Raw genomic sequence first — 19,708 nt, forward strand, 5'->3', positions numbered from 1 at the left:
ACGCGATAGAAGCTGAGTCAGCGGCCTTTGCAGGAAGGAGGAGACGTGATGGAGGTGCAGGCAAAACTGGCGATGAACCAGACGCGGGTGCAAGACGATGCAGACTCGTTTCACGATCTGTTTACCGCTTACTACCCGTTCGTTGTCCGGCAGGCGATGCGGATTGTCCGCGAGCAGCAAGCAGCAGAAGATGTCGCTCAGGAAGTATTTCTCTCCTTTTACGATACAGATCGCTCCGCTGTAGAGAATATCCCGGCTTGGCTATCCAAAGCGGCACTCTATGCAGCCTGCAACTATTTGCGATCAGAGAAGCGCAGGCAGGACAGGCAGGAGCGCACTACTGCGGATCAGGCGCACACCACGCCGTCATCCGAGGAAGCATGGCTGGAAAAAGAAGCGATCAGCCACGTGCAAGAGGTGCTGGACGAGCTGGATGAGCGTGAGCGTACTTTGCTGGTCATGAAATACTCCGGCTTTCCCTACGCCGAGCTGGCAAAAGCGACTGGAACTCCGGTTCAATCTGTCGGAACGATTTTGGCGCGAGCGAAAAACAAATTTCGCAGGCTATACGAGCGGATCAGGGGGGAAGAGGGATGAAATGTGCAGATACGGGCTTTATCCAGGCTTTTCTGGATGGAGAGTGCGAAGCCCGGGAGAGCGAGCAGTTCCGCAGTCACCTGACGGAGTGCGAGCAATGCCGTGCTCGCCTGGATGAGCTGATGGCTTTGGATGTTTGGTCGCGGGAACAGATCGAAGCAGACGTATTCGCCCGTGCCGATCAGGCGAAAGTGAACACGGACGCAGCTTGGCAGCGGTTTTCGCAAACAGTAGGAAAGGCAAACAAGAGCAATCAGTTGCGTGAGTGGAATCACCACAAAGAGCGCAAAGCAAAAAGGAGCTGGAACGAAATGAACAAATCGACGAAACGCTGGGTAACAGCGGCATCGGCAGCAGCTGTGGTCGCCGTGTCTCTGTCTTTTCCGCAAGTACAGGCGGCGGCTAATGACTTTTTGTCCATGTTTCGCATGAGCAAAGTCGAATTTGTCAAAGTGACGCAAGAAGACTTGCAAGAAGTGGAAAACTGGATGGCAAGCGGCAAAGCCGGGGAGATCGATCTGAAAGGAATCGGAAAGATCGAAATCGACGGAATGGATGACAACAAACAGGAAAGCCGTAACCACTACTACAACAACCGGGAAGCTGCGGAAAAAGCGGGAGTCAAGCTGCCGTCAGTGCCTGCCGACATGGCTGTGGAAGGGGTAGAAGTTACCTCGCCGTATCGCATGCATCTCGAAATCGACACCGAGCGGGCAAACAAGCTGCTTGCCCAACTGCAAATTGATGCTCGCTTCGACGACGAGCTGAATGGCAAGCGCATCTCGCTGGAAGTGCCGAAAATGCAAACAACATATATCGGCACCGGAAAAGAGAGCTATTCCTACACGATTGTGGACGCGCCTGAGCTGAAAGCTCCCGATGGCGTAGATCTGGAAAAGCTGCGCGAGACGATGCTGGCTCTGCCGTTCATCCCGGAGCAAGTGAAAAAGCAAATGCTTGACATCAAAGACTGGAAACATACGATTCCTGTTCCGTACATGGCGGACGGCAAAAGCGACATGAAAGAAGTCAAAGTGAACGGCGAAGAGGGCATGCTGCTCACAAGCGAGTACAATACGCATCTCGTTTGGCAAAAAGACGGGAAAATCCACATTTTGGATGGCAGCGAAAAGCGTGGAGAAGAACTTCTGGCTTTGGCAAAACAGCTGAACTAAAGAAGCAGCATAAAGCGAAATATAAAGCGGAATGGCAGAGTTTTCCTGTAGGGGGAGGCTCTGCTTTGTCCCGTTTTCCGCTAAAGTTTCAAGTTTTAGGAGGCATGAGATGTCCAATTACGTAATCGAGACCTGGGATTTGTCCAAGCAGTACAACGGCAAGGCGGGCTGCAAAAACATCACTTTGCAAGTGCCGCGTGGCAGTGTGTTTGGATTTCTCGGGCAAAATGGCGCAGGGAAAAGCACGTTTGTCAGGACGATGCTCGGTCTGCTGCACCCGACAGCGGGCAAGGCCGTCATGCTTGGGCATCCGATCGGCACGGTGGAATCGCGGCAAAAGGTCGGGTATTTGCCGGAGCTGTTTCGCTACCCCGATTGGCTGACGGGCCAACAGCTTCTGGAGCACCACGCCCAGCTGTGCGGATTGTCCCGTTCCCAGGGCAGAGCGGTCATCCGGGATGTACTGGAGCAGGTAGGGCTGGCAGGGCGTGAGCGCGAGCGCATTCGCGGCTATTCCAAAGGCATGCAGCAGCGCATCGGAATCGCTTGTGCGCTCTTGTCCGATCCCGAGCTGATTTTTTTGGATGAGCCGACCTCGGCGCTGGACCCGATTGGGCGAAAAGAAGTGCGCGAGTTGATTACCAGGCTCCGCGATCAAGGAAAAACGATTTTTCTCAACAGCCATTTGCTGAGCGAGATGGAGAGCGTCTGCAACTATGTAGGGATTATTCACCGCAGCGAGCTGGTCGTGCATGGAGATTGGCGCAAGCTGAGCAGCGTTGCCCCGCAGGTGGAGCTTACGGTGGAAGCGGCGAGTTTTTCGGCGGGTGAGGAGCTTCCGGCATTCGTGACAGAGAGCAGATTGCTCAGGGAAGCTGCTTCTCGCGCCACGTGGCTTTTGACTCTGGATCAGGACAACCGGGTTCCGGCTCTTTTGCAGGCACTGGTTGGCCGAGGCGCTGCAGTACATGAGGTTGTGCAAAAGCAGCAATCGCTGGAGGAAGTATTTTTGTACTGGGTGCAAAAGAAGGAGGGGGAAGCACATGTGGCCGATCATGAAAATCACGTATAGGGAGATGATCTCCAAGCGGATTTTTACGATTACGATATTGATGTCGCTGGCTTTCCTGTTGCTGTTTGGCGTAGCGACCTGGTATGCGGCGCGGGAAATGAACGAGTCATGGGGTGGCAGGGCAAGTGACATGCTGCTGCAAAAAAACTTTTTCTCCACGCAACTGCTCGGCATGGGCCTGTACTTTGGTTCGTTCATTACGGCGCTGCTCGCGATCCTGAGCAGTGTCGGCAGTATTGCCCACGAAGTCGAGAGTCATCAGATTGATACGTGGTTGGCCCGGGCGTTGCCGCGCCACCGATACGTCCTGGGGAAGTTCGGCGGATTGACGAGCATGCTTGTCCTCTATGCGCTCCTGATGTTTCTCGGCATTCTCGGGATCAATCAATGGGTTGGCGGAGGCATGCTGGCGGTTGACGTGAGTGCGCAGCAAATAGGGACGTCGCTCGGGTATTTTATCCTGATGCCAGTGATTCTCGTCTGCGTCTCCTTGCTGCTCAGCAGCATCACGACGACGGTAACAGGCGGCATCATCCTGATCATTTTGTACGGAATCAGCTTCATCGGCGGGTTTGTCGAGCAGATCGGGTCGATTTTGGGGGAGAACGCACTGATCAACATCGGGATTATATCCAGCTTGTTGTTTCCTACCGATTCGCTGTTCAGACAATCGACGGTCGCGCTTTTCGAGGCAGCGGAGGACCCGATTTCGTTTGCTTCCCAGGGGATATTTGGCACCACGTCTCCGCCAAGCCAGTTGATGTTTTTCTACACGCTGTTTTACGGCGCGGCGACGCTGGCGCTGGCTGTCCGGTTGTTTGGAAAGCGGGATGTGTAGATCGCACAAAGATGAAAATAATAGCAGCCCGAGCCGTGAAGAGACGGACTCGGGCTTTTTTCTGGGAAAAACGTCGAGACGTTTTTCATGAAATGGGATGTGAGTGCTTGCGGTCAACAGGACGGTCTAGCGTGTGTCAAGGTGGTCGGATTGCGGGGGAGCGGCTGGTTCTTTTTGTTCGCCTTTTTGTAGAAGCTGGATCAATTGGTCCAGCTTTTCATTTCGTTCTTGGTCGAGGGCAATTTTGTTGTTCATGAACCGGATCAGGCTAATGAGCAAATAAATGATCAGGCCGTAAAACAAAAGCATGATGAACAGTGGGATGGATGCGATTCCGAAATCGAGCATGCAAACCTCCGTTTGGAAAAATATAGGTTGTCACTATTGTACCATTTAAACGAATAAGCAGACAGGCGTATCGTGAATTTTATGACGTTTATGACAAAAATGCGGGTAAAACTGTTTATGCGCAAATTGTATTCGGATTTTTACGAACATTGCTATAATGACAGCAGCAAATGAAAGCGCATTCGTACACGTTGTTGTAAGCGCATTCTCCCAAGGAGGAAAAAGGTATGCTGTCATGGCTTGGCTTTTTAATGGTAGCCGTTTTCATGTATTTGATCATGTCGAAGCGACTTTCGGCTTTGGTTGCACTTATTGTGGTTCCTGTTGTGTTTGCTTTGCTCGGCGGCTTTGCGGATCAGCTTGGCACGATGATGCTTGCCGGTATCAAGCAGATTGCGCCTACGGGAATCATGCTGCTGTTTGCCATCCTGTACTTCGGAATCATGATGGATGCTGGCTTGTTTGATCCGTTGATTGCGAAAATATTGCAGATCGTCAAGGGCGATCCGCTGAAAATCGTCGTCGGTACGGCGATTCTCGCCAGTCTGGTCGCATTGGACGGAGACGGTACGACGACTTACATGATTACGGTCACGGCCATGTTGCCGCTGTATCAACGAATGGGGATCAAACCGATGATTTTGGCGGTCATTCCGATGCTTGCGCTGGGCGTCATGAACATGGCGCCGTGGGGCGGTCCGACTGCGAGAGCGATGAGTGTGTTGGGACTGGACGCATCCGAGCTGTTTACCCCGCTCATTCCTGCCATGGCTGCCGGGATCGCTTGGGTCATTTTCGTCGCCTGTATATTGGGCAAAGCAGAACGGAAACGGCTGGGGATTATCGAGCTTGGCGGTGCATCTCGCGCATCGTCGCCAGCACAAGCCGAGTTGGCGGCGGCTCATGAAGCAACTGCGAGCAAGCGTCCACAGCTGCTCTGGTTTAATCTGCTGCTGACCGTTGCGCTGATGCTCGGACTTATCACCAGCTTTTTGCCTTTGCCCATCTTGTTCATGATCGCGTTTGCCATCGCGCTGTTGATCAACTATCCCAAAATGGAAGACCAGAAGGAGCGGATCGCAGCGCACGCGGGCAACGCTCTCGCGACTGTCTCGATGGTCTTCGCTGCCGGAATTTTTACAGGCATTTTGACCGAGACAAAAATGATTGACGCCATGTCGAATACGGTTGTCTCCTGGCTGCCGGACTCGCTTGGCTCGCACATGCCTGTATTGGTCGCTTTGACCAGCATGCCTTTTACGTATTTCATGTCCAACGACGCCTATTATTTCGGCGTGGTGCCGATTTTGGCAAATGCGGCAGCAGCGTATGGGGTCGATCCGGCAGAGATCGGGCGGGCGTCGATTCTCGGCCAGCCCTTGCACGTTTTGAGTCCGCTGTTTGCCGCTCAATATTTGCTGCTGGGGATGGTTGGCGTGGACTACGCGCAGACGCAGCGCTTTATCATGAAATGGGCATTCGGCACTTCGCTTGTCATGATCGTTGTCGCGTTGCTTACGGGAGTGCTCACGTTGTAGCAGAGAACTTGCGAACTTGCGGGAAAAAGAGGCCGGGCGAAGGGCCTCTTTTTCAGTTGGACGCAAAATTGGGTTACAATGAGAAGAAGGGGGGGAGAGGAACGTGCGTTTTCACAGCAAGCTGATGTTGATCATCTGTTCGCTCCTGCTAGGTGTCATCGTGATTTTGGGGATTACGTTTGAGCTGATGCTCGCGGATGCCCTGGAAAAAGAGATTGGCAGACGGGCGTTGGACACGGCGAAAACCGTGGCGCAAATGGAGGAAATCAAGCAGGCGTTTTACACAGAGGACCCGGCCAAAATCATCAATCCGATTGCGGAAAAAATCCGGGTAAGCACGAACGCCGCTTTTATTACAGTTGGCAATTTGCAAGGGATTCGCTACTCCCATCCAGACCCGGATGAAATCGGCAAGCCGATGGTCGGGGGCGATAACGAAACGGTGTTCGAAGGAAACTCGATCATCTCGGAAACGGTCGGATCGCTGGGGCCTGGCCTCAGGGGAAAAACGCCGATCTATAATGAAGCAGGGCAAGTGATAGGAGTCGTATCTGTCGGATTTTTGTTTGCCGATATTAATGAGACGATTGAATCGTACCGCGACCGGATTGTGCTTGTCGGGATCATCACGCTGCTTTTGGGCGTCGTGTGTACGATACTGCTTGCCCGGAATGTCAAAAAAGCGATTTTCGGCTTGGAGCCAGCGAGCATCGGACGGCTGTATCAGGAGAACCAGGCTGTGCTTGAATCGATTCGCGAAGGCATTGTGGCGGTCAACGAGACAGGGGCGATCACGCTTGCCAATCAGACGGCGCAACGACTGCTCGGCCAAAAGCAGGAAAAGGAGCGCGATTGTTTGACAGAGAAGCAGGACGACCTGGTGCACGCGCTTGGCCTCACGGAGGTAATCGAGACGGGGGAAGCCGAGTTTGACCGCGAAGCGCTGGTGAACGAGCAGGTGCTGATTGTCAACCGCGTGCCGATCAAGGATGCGAACAACCAGATCACGGGCGCTGTCGCCAGCTTCCGCAACCGTTCGGAATTGTTCGAGGTGACGCAAGAGCTGTCCAGGGTAAAGGAATATGCTGAAGTGCTCCGCTCGCAAACGCACGAGTATTCCAACAAGCTGCACCTGATCTCCGGTTTGATCCAGCTGGAGTCGTATCAGGAAGCGATCCAGTTTATCTCGTCCGAGCTGGATGCACACGTCAGCCATACGCGATTCATTTTGCAAGAGGTGCCAGACCCGCTGATCGCCGGACTTTTGCTCGGCAAGCTGAATCAGGCCAATGAGCGCAAAATTGAGCTGAAAATCGATCCGGAAAGCAACTTCCGCGAAATTCCAGCGGCTATTGATCGCGCCCAACTGATTGTCATTTTGGGAAATTTGCTCGATAATGCGATGGATGCCGTCTGGGCACCGGGCGCTTTTGCCCAGGAGATCACGATTTTTTTGCTCGATATGCAAGAGGTGCTGTTGATCGAAGTAGAAGATCGCGGCCCAGGCATCTCGCGGGAACATGCCGAGCGGGTATTCGAGCTTGGCTTTTCTACCAAGCAGCAGCCGAATCACGGGTACGGCCTGCATCTGGTGCAACAAGCGGTTTCCAAGCTGCATGGCAATATTACGCATACAGGTAATCCGGCGGGCGGAACTATTTTTACGGTGACGCTGCCGAAAGAGGTTTGAACGTCGCAGATGAAGGAGGGAGAGCTGTAGTGAAGAGCATGGCGGGAAAAAGCGCAATACGGGTTTTGATTGTAGAGGACGATTTGAGGATTGCCGAAGTAAATCGTCGCTTTGTGGAAAAGGTGGAAGGGTACGAGGTTGTCGGCATTGCGACCAATGCCCAGGAAGCCAGGGATCAGCTGGAGCTGCTTCAGCCCGATTTGGTGCTGTTGGACATTTATTTTCCGGACATGGACGGACTGGATTTCTTGTCTGTGATCAAGGAGCAGTTTCCCGCGTGCGATTGCATCATGCTGACAGCAGCCAAAGAGGTGGATACCGTCGTAGAAGCGATACGCTACGGCGTCTTTGATTTCATCACCAAGCCGCTGATTTTTGCCCGCCTGCAACAGACTTTGCAGAGCTACCAGGAGTTCAGGCAAAAAGTGCGGGAGTGGAAACAGGACAGGGAGCAAATCAGCCAGGCCCAGATTGATGAGCTAATTTCCCGGACAAGCAGCAAAAAACCAGCGGAAGGAAGAGCCGTCAAAGGGATTGATCAGATTACACTGGACAAAATATCCGGCTATCTGATGCAAACACAAGAAGCTACTACCGAGCTGGTCAGCAAAGAAACGGGCATCAGCCGTTCAACGGCCCGTCGCTATTTGGAGTATCTGGTTGCTATTGGCGAAGCCGTCGCTGACCTTTCCTACGGCGTGGTTGGACGGCCAGAACGTGTGTACAGAATGGTGAGCAGGCGAAAAGACGGCAACTGAACAACTAGCGGCTTTTCAGGATTAAACCAGCGGATGAGCGCCGCCGACCATGTCGGACAGCTCCTTTTTCCGTCTGGTTTTTTCTTTGTACATGGCTGCATCAGCTTGCTCGATCATGTCCTCGATCGTTACATCCATACCAGAGCAGAAATAAAACAGTCCGTGGCTCGCCGTAATGAGGTACGGCTTTTTCTGGGCGGCATTGATCGCCAAAAACTGCTGCCAAATGACGTCCCAAAGCGCCTCGACTGCTTCTTGCGACTTGCCGGTAAAGAGGATGATGAACTCGTCACCGCCGTAGCGAAACAAAATGTCGTCAGCGCAGATGACGCCTCTGATCACATCGCACACCGTCGTGATCAGCGCGTCGCCCTCCCGGTGTCCGTACTGGTCGTTTACTTGCTTGAGATTGTTGATGTCGACGAAGCAAATCGTGCATGAAATCCAGGAGCTGCGGGATTCAGCGACGATCTGTTGCAGGGCTTCGATCCCGCTCCGGCGATTCAACTGACCAGTCAGCAAGTCGATCGAGGCGTGCTTTGCCAGCTCGCTTTCTACTTTTTTCAACTCGGTGATGTCTGTCATCCCGGATAAAATGCACGGGATGTTGTCGTACTCAATCACTTCATAGTGAACCATGGCCCAACGGGTAAAGCCCGGCGCGCTTTTTTGCTGGAGCACGTGGTTTTTGATGCTGCCTGTTTTGCGCAGTTGCTCGACGACTTCCTGGCGATCTGCTGCGTCCTGAAAAACATAGCTCGTGTCGTAACGTTCTTCGTCACCTGCTGTGCAGGGCCATTCTTTTTGGGCGCGCTCGTTCATCAGCAAAATGCGCCCGTCAGAGAGGCGGGAGAGAAGCAGCGGGTACGGATTGATGTCAAACAATTTGCGCAAATTTTCCGCTGATTCCTTTTGCTCACGCTTGTAGTTGAACTCTTTTTTTCTATAAGAATGGAAAGCAAGCACGATGAAAAAGGAGATGCACACCGTCATGCTCGTATTGATCTGTTTGGCGTGAAGCGAGAAATCATCCTGGGGAATTTGCGCCAACACATACAGAAACAGCAAGTGACAAGGCACAAGAATATAGGCGAAGTACCGCGGGCGCAGCGGAAAGACGGCTGCAACCCCGATGAGCACGACGACGTAGGCGTCAATATTTCCCGAGAGTCTGTGGCTGTTCAAAGACGACAGAGCGCTTGCTAGGACGTAGCCCGCCACGAACAAAATGATCAGAGAGTGCGGCCAGGAGGAGCGCATGAAGCTTTCGCTCTTCTGAAATTTTTGATAGATGAAGACGAGAATCAAGGAGGCGATAAAGCCTGATGTATGTATAGAAGTAAGCGTGTAAAGAAACAGCGGATTGCCGACGTCTTTAAGCAGGACGAGATCGACGTACAGAAAGACGGGATAGCACAAAAGCAAGAATATCGAGGTCATCCGTAACCGCGCGAACAAAAGGCTGTTATTCCATTCGTGAAAGGCATCATCGTAGCGATTCATATGCTTTTCTCCCAATCCTTTGCTTGAAAGATCGAAAAAACCCCACGCAAGCACGAGCTGTATCCATAGCGTGTTCGCGTGGGAGTCATTTACTTGTAAAAGCGTTGCGCTTCGCTTACTTTATCAAGCAGCTGGCTTCTACCCGGTAGATCCGCTGTCCTCTGGAAGAAAAGCGCTCTTCGTACTCGGTCATCACGTTTTCTTCTGCGAGTTTCGATTGGTGAAGATCAAAGGTGATGTTCTTCATCTGAAAGCGCTCGGCAGCGAATTGATTGAGGGAGAACTCAAACAGCTTTTCGTTGTCGGTCTTCATATGAATTTCGCCGTCTTGGGTGAGCACCTGGCGATAGTTGTTCAGGAAGCTGGCGTAGGTGAGGCGGCGCTTGGCATGGCGCGCTTTTGGCCACGGATCGCTGAAATTCAAATAAATCCGGGCAATTTCATGATCGGCGAACAGTTCACTGATCTTGGAGGCGTCGAACTGGATAAATGCCAGATTCGGAATCGTCTCGTACTCGGTTCGCTGCAAGGCCCGCAAAACAACCTCTGCTTTCAGTTCAACCGCAATGAAATTCGTATCAGGGTGACGCTTTGCCAGTGTATTAATGAAGCGTCCCTTTCCACAGCCGATCTCCACGTGGATCGGATGGTCATTTCCGAAGCGTTCCTTCCATCTTCCTTTATAGGAAAGCGGGCTGTCTACAAATGTCGGATATTCACGCAGGGCCGCTTCGGCGCCTGGGATGTTACGCAGTCGCATATGTTCCTCCTTCAAAACGAACTCCTATCTACTTTACGATGACTCTCAACAGGTTGCAAGCATAGAGAAGAGAGAGAAGGAAGAAACCATTTTTGCCCGCGTGAAAATAGCGCGAAAAGGGATTTTTTGCAAGTGGGTATAGGTCATAAGTCGCATATGATGCGGACAATCGGCGAATCGCACTGGATACAATTGGACAAAACCGGAGGAACATTTTGGCATGAAAATAAACTGAAAATTTAAGGAATGCCTGTTACAGCGGGCTTGAGGGCGTCAAGCGGAAATCACATCCATTTGTTCAATCGGTTTCTGCCAAGTTTTTGGTAATTTCACAGCGCGACAGCTTTGGTAAAGTAGAGAACAAGTGAGAGGTCACCCAAACTTTGCATAAATAAAGCTTCTACCGAAACCATCTCGTAGAAGCGCGTTCTGTCAAAAGGGAGGATGAACAACATGAAATTGCGAAAAACCCTCATCGGAATCGTAATGGGATTGACTTTAGGAGTAACAGCGATTGCACTGCCAATGCCAGGAGAGCAAAATGTAGCTCACGCAGCCTGGACGCAAGCGAAGGCAGACAAAGTCATCAGCACAGGTAAAAAATATCTGGGGACCCCCTATAAATTTGGTGCAAAGAGCTCGACAACAGCTGTTTTTGACTGCTCTTCTTTCACGCAGCGCGTATTCCGTGTAGCAGTAGGCAAAAGCTTGCCACGTACCTCGCGTGACCAGGCGAAAAAAGGCGTGAGTGTGTCCAAGGCCAACCTGAAAAAAGGGGATTTGGTATTTTTCAAGGCGAGCACGACGACGAAGTCCAAGCGGATTACTCACGTTGCTATTTATGCGGGAAACAACAAGATTCTACATACCTACGGGCAACCGGGTGTGACCTTTACCGCATTTAAAGGAACGTCCTGGGAGAAGCGCTTCGTTTCTGCGCGACGTGTTCTGTAGCTGATTCTTTGTTCTCTTACTTAGTAATACGTCTCGCAGCGCAGATTGTTGCGAGAAAAGCGCAAGCAAATTTTGGAAAAGAACAAGCCGCAATGCTTCTCGGAACGATCCTTTGTGGATCGTTCTTTTTGTATACGTGCGAAAATGGTAGAAAAGTGACTGATAATGTTTATGGTAAACTACAATATGTATGTTGTTCATTCATAAGCCGTTTATGTAAAATGAACACAGGCATACGCAGGGAAAGTGTGGAATTTAGGGCTTTACTACCTCTTTAAAAGTAGTGTATAGTGCGAAATTAGAAAGAAAACTGCTTTTCTGGAACTTTTTTCATAGGTAAAATTACCTATATTGTCATTCTTGTACATATTTTATGACAAGGGGAAAGGAAACTTGATGGTTACTACGCGTACGCCACGCAAACGGCGGGTTCTGCCGTGGAGTGCATGGATGATTGCAAGCTCTTTGCTTGTCGGCTGCCAGTTTGGGGTTGAAGAAGCAAACAACGTTCCGAAAGCGAATACGACTCAAACGATTCCCGCGAGCAACGGTGAGAAGAGCAAAGTCATTCCTTTTGTATATACAGCAAAGAAAGAACTGACCCTGACCTTCAACGGGATGGGGGATGACGCAACCATGAAGAAGCTGCTGGACGAGCTGGACAAGTACCAGATCAAAGCGACCTTTTTTCTCCCGGGCATGCGGGTTGCGGAAGAGCCGGAGATCGCCAAGGAAATCCTCAAGCGAGGGCATGAAATCGAGAACAACACGCTGAATCACTTGGACGATGCCCAACTCAGCTATGAGCAAATCTACAAAGAGATTCAGCTTGGCAACGACGTAATCAAAAAGCAGACCGGAGTTACTCCAAGCTATGTGCGCACCAAATCGGGGGATGTTACCGATAATGTCCGTCTGGCTGCGGCTGCGTTGGGAATGAAAGGCGTAGTCAGCTACAGCATCAATCCGAAAGACCGGGACATGAAAAAGGATGCAAAGGCGATTGGCGAGTACGTGGAGAGGTTCATGACCAGGGGCGGGATTATTACGATGAATACAGACATCAATCCCGAAGTGATTCCCGCCATCTCCTATATTGCGAAAGCGGCCAATGACATCGGCTACAAGCTCGTTCCGCTGGGGGAGCTTGTGAAAAACGGAGGAGAGCGCAAGCCGCTGGAACAAATTCCTGGCTATGATGCGGCAAAAATCAATCCCGACACGAAAAATGCCACCTATCACCTCATCTATCAGATGGAGACGAACGAACCGAAAATTGCCCTGACTTTTGACGACTGGGGCAGCGACAAGACGGTTACGAAGATTCTCGATATTTTGGAAGAGCACGATGTCGTCGCGACCTTTTTCCTGCGGGCAAAAGGGGTAGAGGACAACCCCAACCTGGCGCGGGCGATGGTGGAAGGCGGGCACGACGTGGCGAACCACAGTTACAGCCATCCGGTCGTCACGACGATTTCGCCGCAGCAGTTGCAAGAAGACTTGGTGAAAGCGCACCGTGTCATTACAGATGCGATTCAGCAGCAGCCTGTGATGCTGTTTCGTCCACCGACAGGAGTCGTTAACGACGAGACAGCCCGATTGATCTCGGCAGTCGGATACAAAAACATCGCGATGTACGACGTGACGATGCTGGACTGGGATGCCAGACACAGCGCCGATGATATCGTCAACGGAATCATGACCAAGACGAAAAACGGCAGCGTCATTTTGCTTCATATGCTCGACAACATACATACAGTTGAAGCGCTGCCTGTTGCCTTGGAAAAGCTGAAACAGAAAGGCTTCAAATTCGTCAAAATGGCTGACATGGTTCCAAAGTAAAACGCGGGAAAACTGCCTGGAATTGACTATAGCTGTTTTCTTTCATAAGGAGTAGTATGAAGGACTGTAGTCGAGGAATTTTCTTTGCGTATATCGGGAGAAAAGGAGAAAAGACATGCCCAAAAAGATAGGAAGAAACCAAAAATCATTCTTGTTTTCCATAGCCATGGCGATGCTTGCGATTGCCGTGTTAGCAGGATGCGCTCCGCTGCACGATCGGGGCCAGCCATTTGGCTACGCTGCGCAAAAAACCAAAACGACTCAAAAGATCATTCGCTATACAGGAGAAAAAAGCAAGGGCATTCCTTTCGTCTATACGACCAAGCGAGAACTGGCTCTTACCTTTAACGGGATGGCTGACAGCAAGAAGATGAAACAACTGCTCGATGCACTGGACAAGCAGCAGATCAAGGCGACTTTCTTTTTGCCTGGCATGCGTGTAGCCGAGGAGCCGAATCTGGCAAAAGAAATCGCTGCGCGCGGCCATGAGGTCGAGAACAATACACTGAATCTGCTCGATCTGAGCAAGCTTCCCTATGACAAGATCAGCTCCGAGATCAAGCTGGCCAAAGATGTCATTGAGAAGAAGGCAGGGATTAAAACACGTTACGTGCGAACAAAATCGGCGACCTATACCGATGACATTTTGTTGGCCGCAGCGGGCGCAGGCCATGAAGCTGTTATCTCCACCAGCCTGTTTTTGCATAACTGGGAAAAAGAGACAGAAGAACAAAAAATGCGCTACGTCAGAAAATACATCAATCGTGGCGGGATCATAACCATGGACACCGTTGAGAGCAAGCAACTCGCCGAGAATGTTGCTCTTTTGGCGCGGGCAGCAAACGATGCCGGATATCGCTTTGTTCCTTTGAAAGACTTGATTGCAGGCAGCCAAGAGAGAAAGCCAGCTGAGCAAATTGAAGGCTATGACGCTGCGAAAATCAATTTGGATGTTCAAAATGTTACTTATCGATATGTACAAAGAGACGAGTCAGACAAGCCGCAGATCGCCCTGTCTTTTGACGACTGGGGAAGCGATGCTACTGTCACAAAAATTTTGGACACATTGGACAAGTACCAGATTAAAGCTTCGTTCTTCTTGCGGGCCGACGGGGTGGCAAAAAATCCGAACCTCGCCAGAGCGATATATGAAGCAGGACACGATGTGGCGAACCACACGTACTCTCATCCCGTTTTGACCAAAATCACAGTGGCTCAGATGCAGGAAGAAATCGTCAAAGCGCATCAGATCATTACAGGCGCGATTCAGCAAAAGCCGACCATGTACTTCCGACCACCGACCGGAGCCATTAATGACAATACATTAAAAGCTATTTCAGCGACTGGTTACCATACCATTACGAACTTTGATGTAGATCCTTCCGATTACATGAAAACAAAGACGGCGGACGAAATTGCAAACATCGTCATCGAGAAAACAAAAAATGGCAGTGTGATCCTGCTGCACATGCTCGATGACATAAAAACCGTAGACGCGTTGCCAACCATCATTGAGAAGCTGCAAGAGAAAGGCTATACGTTTGTGAAAATGTCAGAAATGTTTGGTTCGTAATCGACAATGAGAGAGGAAGAAACATCATGGATCTGTTTGACGCAATTGTAGAGCGCCGGGAAAAAATTGCTGTCGTCGGACTCGGATATGTAGGGTTACCAGTAGCAGTTGCGTTGGCAGAAAAAGTGTCTGTAATCGGTTTTGATGTCAATCGCGTCAAAGTGGACAATTACCAAAACGGGCTATGCCCGGATGGAAGCATGGACGAGGAGCGGCTGCGAGCCAGTACGATTGACTTTACGTCAGATGAAACAAGACTGTCGGAAGCGCGGTTTTTCATCGTCGCCGTGCCGACGCCGATCAAGAGCGGCAATGTGCCAGATCTGCACTACGTACAGGCGGCGACGCGGACGGTAGCGAAACATATGCCGAAAGGATCGGTTGTCGTCTTCGAATCGACCGTGTATCCGGGAGTGACCGAGGAAATATGCATCCCGATACTGGAAAGCGAATCGAACATGCGTTGTGGAGAGGATTTCACAGTCGGCTATTCGCCGGAGCGCATCAATCCGGGCGATGACGTGCACCGTTTTGAATCGATCGTGAAGATTGTATCAGGCATGGACGAACAAACATTGGATACGGTGGCACGGGTGTACGGGCTGGTTGTGGAGGCGGGCGTGTATCGGGCGGAGAGCATCAAGGTCGCCGAAGCAGCCAAGGTCATTGAAAATGCCCAGCGCGACATCAATATTGCGTTCATGAATGAGCTTGCGATGCTGTTTCATCAGATGGGCATCGATACGAAGGCCGTGCTGCAGGCTGCCCGGACGAAGTGGAACTTTTTGCCGTTCACACCGGGTCTGGTAGGAGGGCACTGTATCGGCATCGATCCGTATTACTTGACCTACAAGGCAGAAGACAGCGGGTACCATTCCAAAATCATTTTGGCGGGTCGCCACATCAATGACGGGATGGGCAAATACATCGCGGAACAAATCATCAAGTCGGTTGTACGGATGAAGCTGGACGTCAAAAACGTGAAAATCGGCATCATGGGCTTGGCCTACAAGGAAAACTGCCCGGATATTCGCAACTCGAAAGTAGTGGACATTGTTTCCGAGCTTCACGAGTACGGGATTGTGCCGCTTGTCGTCGATCCGCTGGCTGATCCCAGACTGGCGTACGAGGAATACCGGATCGAGCTTTCCCACCCGGATGCGCTGAAAGAATTGGACGTGGTGATCGTAGCGGTTCCGCACGCCTTTTTTGCCAGCATGAGCGTGGACGACTTCGATGCCATGTACGGAAGCGGTCAGACAAAAATGATTTTCGATATCAAAGGAGTTTATCAAAAAGCCGATTTTGTGAATAAGGGTTACCATTACTGGAGCTTGTAAGAGGGAGTGGAGAAGCGACAGTGATATTCAAAAAGAAAAATACAGATGAAGTGCTGACGGTTTCTCGAGCGGATCGGCGACTCCTCTCCAATGTTCCAGACCCAGAAAATATTCGGACACAGGCAGATCGAAGAGGACAGGCTGCGGATGTGGCTCAGGATGATCCAGCTTACCTGGACAGGTTGCGGATGCTGAGCCTGCGTTACATGGCCAATTTTGATGTCGTGGTCTACACGCGCAAGAAACAGAAAAAAAGCGCGTTCAAGGGGCGCACAGTCGATATTTCCACAACAGGTCTTTTGTGCGAATTTGGGCCAGCTGCCCAAGAGCGGCTGTTTGTGGGAAAAACGGTTTCGATTCATTGCGATATTCCTCCAGGCACGATGCCGGAAGGATTTGAATCATCCGTCAAGTTAGAGGCGAAGGTCGTCCGAAACTTTACGAAGACCGAGGATGAGCAGGAGAAGCTGATGGTGGCGTTTGAATTTGCCAAGCCGCTGACAGAATATCTGCAAAGAAAACGATGGGGCTACGCCATTTACGGCTCCAGCGCCATGCTGTTGTTCTCGACGATTTTCATCATGCTCATGCGCGCGGAGAGCGTGATTTACTTCCAGTACAACATTCTTTTGTACATGTACAGCTTGATCGCGGCGGCCTTTTTGCTGACCCGCTACTTTTTTGGCGCCCTGTACCGGGATGTGCCGATCAATCCGGACTTTACGCCGGGAGTCTCGATCATCATCCCGTGCTTTAACGAAGAGGAATGGATTCATCGCACGATTTTGAGTTGTGTCAATCAAAACTATCCGATCGACAAACTGGAAGTAATCGTGGTCGATGATCGCTCGACGGACCGCTCGGTGGAGCAGATCGAGAAGGTCATCGAGATGATCCATAACGAGGCCGACCGCTTCATGACGAGAGAAAGGGTGCGCATGCATGTCCTGCCCGAAAATGGCGGGAAGCGCGTCGCTCTGGTCAAAGGCGTGGAGATGGCGAAGCACGATCTGGTCGTGTTTGTGGACTCGGACAGCTTCCTGGAGCCGACCGCGATCCGCCATCTGGTTCAGCCTTTTCAGGACCCGAAAATGGGCGGCGTAGCCGGGCGGACAGACGTGGAGAACAAATACACGAACTCGATTACGAAGCTGCAAACGGTTCGGTACTATATCGCTTTTCGCATCATGAAAGCGGCAGAAGCCTGGTTCGACAGCGTGACGTGCTTGTCCGGGCCGCTGTCGTGCTATCGCAAAGATTTGATCACCAAGCATTCCGATGCCTGGCTGAGTCAGAAGTTTCTCGGTCAGCCTGCGACTTTTGGCGACGACCGAAGCATGACCAACTACATTTTGCAGACACATCGAACCTCTTACCAGGACTCGGCCATCTGTTCGACGATTGTGCCGTCGAAGATGAGCGTGTTCTTGAAGCAGCAAATGCGCTGGAAGCGTTCGTGGCTGCGTGAATCGCTGCGGGCCAGCATGTTCATTTGGAAAAAAGAGCCGTTCATGGCGCTGTTCTTTTACATTGGCCTGATTGTTCCGATTGCAGCACCTGTCATCGTGTTGTACAACCTCGGATACGTTCCGCTCGTCCATCACGTGTTCCCCGGAACGTTTTTGATGGGGCTTTTGCTGATGGCGATGCTGATGAGTCTGGCTCATTTGCTGTTCCGCAGGAGCAAGCTGTGGGTGTTCGGGTTTGTTTTTTGCGTGTTCTACGAATTTGTCTTGCTTTGGCAAATGCCTGTCGCCTGGGTGACGTTCTGGAAATCGACCTGGGGCACACGGGAGACACCGCAAGACATTGAGGCGAAATTGAAAAAAGAAGCCCGAAAACAAAAAGGCAAAAAAGGATTCAGCTTGCCGTTTTAAACACAGTTGCTGCGTGGGAGATTTCGAGAGCAAGGGGGGGATGAGATGAGAGGAAAGCGTAGTGCCGCCCTGGATTACAAAAAGAAGGATCGCCGAAAAAAGATTCGCACTGTCTGGCAATTTGCGATTTTGCTGCTTGTCGGCATGATTGTCTATCAAGCCGTTTTCGATACGAAACAATACGTGCAGGCAGATACGACACAGTGGCAAAATCAAAAAGGATTCATTGCCCTTTCCTACTTTGGCGTCGGGCGCAACGGCACACCGAAGCTGATTGCCAAAGAGCTGCTGGATGAACATCTGAAGGCGCTCCGCAAGCAAGGCTACGTGACGATTTCGCAACAAGATGTTCTGGATTTTTACCAAAAAAACAAGCCGCTGCCAGACAAAGCTTTGTTTCTCGCTTTTGAAGATGGGCGAAACGACTCTCATTTGTTTGCTCAGCCGCTTCTGGAAAAGTACAACTACAAGGCAACTGCGCTGACGTACGCCAACAAGATGGGCAACAGCGACAACAAGTTTCTCCAGCCCAAAGATTTGCTGCGCATGCAGGAAAAAGGCTTCTGGGAAATGGGCACAAACGGTTATCGGCTGACCTACATCAATATTTTTGACCGGGACGGCACGTTTATCGGCGTGAGAGACGAAAACCAGCTGCCTACGAAAAACCACGTGGAGTATTACAACCATTTTTTGATGGACTTCATCCGCGATCAGGACATGATTCCGGTGGAAAATCGGACGCAGATGGAAGAACGGATTACCCACGACTATCAGTTGATGAAAGATATTTACACCGAGCAGCTCGGGTCTGTCCCGCGCGTGTACATGATCATGCACGCCAATACGCTCTATCAAGGGATGAACCGGCTCGTTTCCGATGTCAATGATGCGAACATCCGCAAGCTGTTCGCCATGCATTTCAACCGGGAAGGCAACGTGTACAATTCGCGTGACGAGAGCTTGTACAACTTGACTCGCGTGCAGCCTGCCCCTTATTGGTCGACCAATCATTTGCTGATGAAAATTCAGAAGGATACGCAGCAAAAGATGAAATTCGTGCTGGGAGACGAGAACCAGGCGAAACAATGGGAGCGCATGAGCGGAGCGGAAGAATTTAAGGACAACCGACTGATTTTGACTTCCCCGCCGAGCGAGAACGGCCAGATTTATTTGCGCGACAGCGAAAACTACAAAGATGTGGGCTTTACAGCCAAGCTCGAAGGCAACGTCGTCGGCAAGCAAGCGATTTATTTGCGTTATGACCGCAAGAAAAACTCGTTCATTCGCCTGACTTTGGAAAACAATGAACTCAAGCTCGAAGAGAAAAAGCCCGGCAGCGCTGTAAAAGAGCTGTCCAAGACCAAGCTCGGCGAGGTACAATGGAAGCCGGAAGATTTGGCGTACGACAAGGCGACCGTCTACAGCAAGGCCCAGACGGAAGCGGGTGCTCCCAAGGAAGACGAGGGATACCCGATCAATATTCAACAATCTAGGCTGCTTGACATCACTCTCCGGGACAATCAGTTATCTGTGGCTGTGGACAAACAGCTGCTGATAGACAAACAGCAAATAGATGCTACCATGGAGAAAGGCGGCTTGGCACTGGAAGCCCAGTACAGCAAGCAAAACAAAAAAGATGACATTTACGATGCGATTTTTACGGACATGAGCGTGTTTGTTCCGACCAATGGCGAGGCGAGCGATGCTATCCTGTTCAAAAATTCGTATTCGGGCTGGGATGAAGTGGTGCACGTATCGGAGAAAGCGTTCCATGCTGCCATCGACTGGGTCATCGAAACGTTCTAACATAGAAGGAAAAGGGGAACCAGGTCAGGTGACG

Annotated in this window: 16 protein-coding genes; 13 read left to right on the forward strand and 3 right to left on the reverse strand. The window is 51.1% G+C overall.

What is annotated here, in order from left to right:
* Positions 1 to 48 precede the first annotated feature (48 nt).
* The 4 genes from M2298_RS16075 (at position 49) to M2298_RS16090 (ending at position 3,682) form a co-directional block, all read left to right on the forward strand.
* Positions 49 to 597 carry an RNA polymerase sigma factor SigX gene (locus tag M2298_RS16075; protein ID WP_217022346.1) on the forward strand — a complete coding sequence of 183 codons (549 nt, stop codon included), beginning with the start codon at positions 49 to 51 and terminating at the stop codon, positions 595 to 597.
* Positions 594 to 1,772 (forward strand): anti-sigma factor family protein, encoded by a 1,179-nt coding sequence (locus M2298_RS16080; RefSeq protein WP_173596843.1) that lies wholly within the window; start codon positions 594 to 596, stop codon positions 1,770 to 1,772. Before M2298_RS16075 ends, M2298_RS16080 begins: the two co-directional genes overlap by 4 nt.
* A 109-nt stretch (positions 1,773 to 1,881) precedes the next feature.
* A complete protein-coding gene (locus M2298_RS16085) occupies positions 1,882 to 2,844 on the forward strand; it encodes an ABC transporter ATP-binding protein (protein ID WP_122963913.1) in 963 nt (320 codons plus the stop codon).
* Positions 2,816 to 3,682: an ABC transporter permease gene (locus tag M2298_RS16090; RefSeq protein ID WP_063228018.1), complete on the forward strand. Its 867-nt coding sequence runs from the start codon at positions 2,816 to 2,818 to the stop codon at positions 3,680 to 3,682. Before M2298_RS16085 ends, M2298_RS16090 begins: the two co-directional genes overlap by 29 nt.
* A 126-nt stretch (positions 3,683 to 3,808) precedes the next feature.
* Here M2298_RS16090 and M2298_RS16095 read toward each other — a convergent pair whose 3' ends face one another.
* Positions 3,809 to 4,030, reverse strand: coding sequence for a hypothetical protein (locus M2298_RS16095; RefSeq protein WP_122963914.1), 222 nt, complete (start codon positions 4,028 to 4,030; stop codon positions 3,809 to 3,811).
* Positions 4,031 to 4,257: 227 nt separating this feature from the next.
* Here M2298_RS16095 and M2298_RS16100 point away from each other — a divergent pair, with 227 nt between their 5' ends.
* The 3 genes from M2298_RS16100 (at position 4,258) to M2298_RS16110 (ending at position 8,016) form a co-directional block, all read left to right on the forward strand.
* Complete coding sequence (locus M2298_RS16100; protein WP_122963915.1) at positions 4,258 to 5,568, forward strand: CitMHS family transporter; 1,311 nt, start codon at positions 4,258 to 4,260, stop codon at positions 5,566 to 5,568.
* Between the two features lie 103 nt (positions 5,569 to 5,671).
* Positions 5,672 to 7,258 (forward strand): sensor histidine kinase, encoded by a 1,587-nt coding sequence (locus tag M2298_RS16105; RefSeq protein ID WP_280648730.1) that lies wholly within the window; start codon positions 5,672 to 5,674, stop codon positions 7,256 to 7,258.
* Between the two features lie 38 nt (positions 7,259 to 7,296).
* Positions 7,297 to 8,016: a response regulator gene (locus M2298_RS16110; protein WP_280648773.1), complete on the forward strand. Its 720-nt coding sequence runs from the start codon at positions 7,297 to 7,299 to the stop codon at positions 8,014 to 8,016.
* 21 nt (positions 8,017 to 8,037) lie between these two features.
* On the opposite strand, the gene M2298_RS16115 is transcribed toward M2298_RS16110, so the two are convergent.
* Both M2298_RS16115 and trmB read right to left on the reverse strand, forming a co-directional pair.
* Positions 8,038 to 9,519 (reverse strand): sensor domain-containing diguanylate cyclase, encoded by a 1,482-nt coding sequence (locus M2298_RS16115; protein WP_242774882.1) that lies wholly within the window; start codon positions 9,517 to 9,519, stop codon positions 8,038 to 8,040.
* A gap of 115 nt (positions 9,520 to 9,634) precedes the next feature.
* Positions 9,635 to 10,279: a tRNA (guanosine(46)-N7)-methyltransferase TrmB gene (trmB, locus tag M2298_RS16120; RefSeq protein ID WP_122963918.1), complete on the reverse strand. Its 645-nt coding sequence runs from the start codon at positions 10,277 to 10,279 to the stop codon at positions 9,635 to 9,637.
* Between the two features lie 453 nt (positions 10,280 to 10,732).
* Between trmB and M2298_RS16125 the strand changes: the two genes are divergently transcribed.
* From M2298_RS16125 to M2298_RS16150, 6 genes are all read left to right on the forward strand, one after another.
* Entirely contained in the window at positions 10,733 to 11,233 is a 501-nt protein-coding gene (locus M2298_RS16125; RefSeq protein WP_122963919.1) for a C40 family peptidase, read from the forward strand.
* 396 nt (positions 11,234 to 11,629) lie between these two features.
* Complete coding sequence (locus tag M2298_RS16130; protein WP_371736944.1) at positions 11,630 to 13,075, forward strand: polysaccharide deacetylase family protein; 1,446 nt, start codon at positions 11,630 to 11,632, stop codon at positions 13,073 to 13,075.
* 115 nt (positions 13,076 to 13,190) lie between these two features.
* Positions 13,191 to 14,648, forward strand: coding sequence for a polysaccharide deacetylase family protein (locus M2298_RS16135; RefSeq protein ID WP_122963921.1), 1,458 nt, complete (start codon positions 13,191 to 13,193; stop codon positions 14,646 to 14,648).
* Positions 14,649 to 14,674: 26 nt separating this feature from the next.
* Complete coding sequence (locus tag M2298_RS16140; RefSeq protein ID WP_280648732.1) at positions 14,675 to 15,988, forward strand: nucleotide sugar dehydrogenase; 1,314 nt, start codon at positions 14,675 to 14,677, stop codon at positions 15,986 to 15,988.
* 20 nt (positions 15,989 to 16,008) lie between these two features.
* Positions 16,009 to 17,865: a glycosyltransferase gene (locus M2298_RS16145; protein ID WP_280648733.1), complete on the forward strand. Its 1,857-nt coding sequence runs from the start codon at positions 16,009 to 16,011 to the stop codon at positions 17,863 to 17,865.
* 45 nt (positions 17,866 to 17,910) lie between these two features.
* Positions 17,911 to 19,674, forward strand: a complete 1,764-nt coding sequence (locus M2298_RS16150; RefSeq protein ID WP_280648734.1) for a polysaccharide deacetylase family protein — start codon at positions 17,911 to 17,913, stop codon at positions 19,672 to 19,674.
* Positions 19,675 to 19,708 lie beyond the last annotated feature (34 nt).

Source organism: Brevibacillus sp. 1238, from assembly GCF_029892995.1.
Taxonomy (GTDB): Bacteria; Bacillota; Bacilli; order Brevibacillales; family Brevibacillaceae; genus Brevibacillus; species Brevibacillus parabrevis.

Coding starts and splice junctions, on each gene's coding strand:
- M2298_RS16075 (WP_217022346.1), top strand. CDS start 49: ATGGAGGTGCAGGCAAAACTGGCGATGAACCAGACGCGGGTGCAAGAC.
- M2298_RS16080 (WP_173596843.1), top strand. CDS start 594: ATGAAATGTGCAGATACGGGCTTTATCCAGGCTTTTCTGGATGGAGAG.
- M2298_RS16085 (WP_122963913.1), top strand. CDS start 1,882: ATGTCCAATTACGTAATCGAGACCTGGGATTTGTCCAAGCAGTACAAC.
- M2298_RS16090 (WP_063228018.1), top strand. CDS start 2,816: ATGTGGCCGATCATGAAAATCACGTATAGGGAGATGATCTCCAAGCGG.
- M2298_RS16095 (WP_122963914.1), bottom strand. CDS start 4,030: ATGCTCGATTTCGGAATCGCATCCATCCCACTGTTCATCATGCTTTTG.
- M2298_RS16100 (WP_122963915.1), top strand. CDS start 4,258: ATGCTGTCATGGCTTGGCTTTTTAATGGTAGCCGTTTTCATGTATTTG.
- M2298_RS16110 (WP_280648773.1), top strand. CDS start 7,297: ATGGCGGGAAAAAGCGCAATACGGGTTTTGATTGTAGAGGACGATTTG.
- M2298_RS16115 (WP_242774882.1), bottom strand. CDS start 9,519: ATGAATCGCTACGATGATGCCTTTCACGAATGGAATAACAGCCTTTTG.
- trmB (WP_122963918.1), bottom strand. CDS start 10,279: ATGCGACTGCGTAACATCCCAGGCGCCGAAGCGGCCCTGCGTGAATAT.
- M2298_RS16125 (WP_122963919.1), top strand. CDS start 10,733: ATGAAATTGCGAAAAACCCTCATCGGAATCGTAATGGGATTGACTTTA.
- M2298_RS16130 (WP_371736944.1), top strand. CDS start 11,630: ATGGTTACTACGCGTACGCCACGCAAACGGCGGGTTCTGCCGTGGAGT.
- M2298_RS16135 (WP_122963921.1), top strand. CDS start 13,191: ATGCCCAAAAAGATAGGAAGAAACCAAAAATCATTCTTGTTTTCCATA.
- M2298_RS16140 (WP_280648732.1), top strand. CDS start 14,675: ATGGATCTGTTTGACGCAATTGTAGAGCGCCGGGAAAAAATTGCTGTC.
- M2298_RS16150 (WP_280648734.1), top strand. CDS start 17,911: ATGAGAGGAAAGCGTAGTGCCGCCCTGGATTACAAAAAGAAGGATCGC.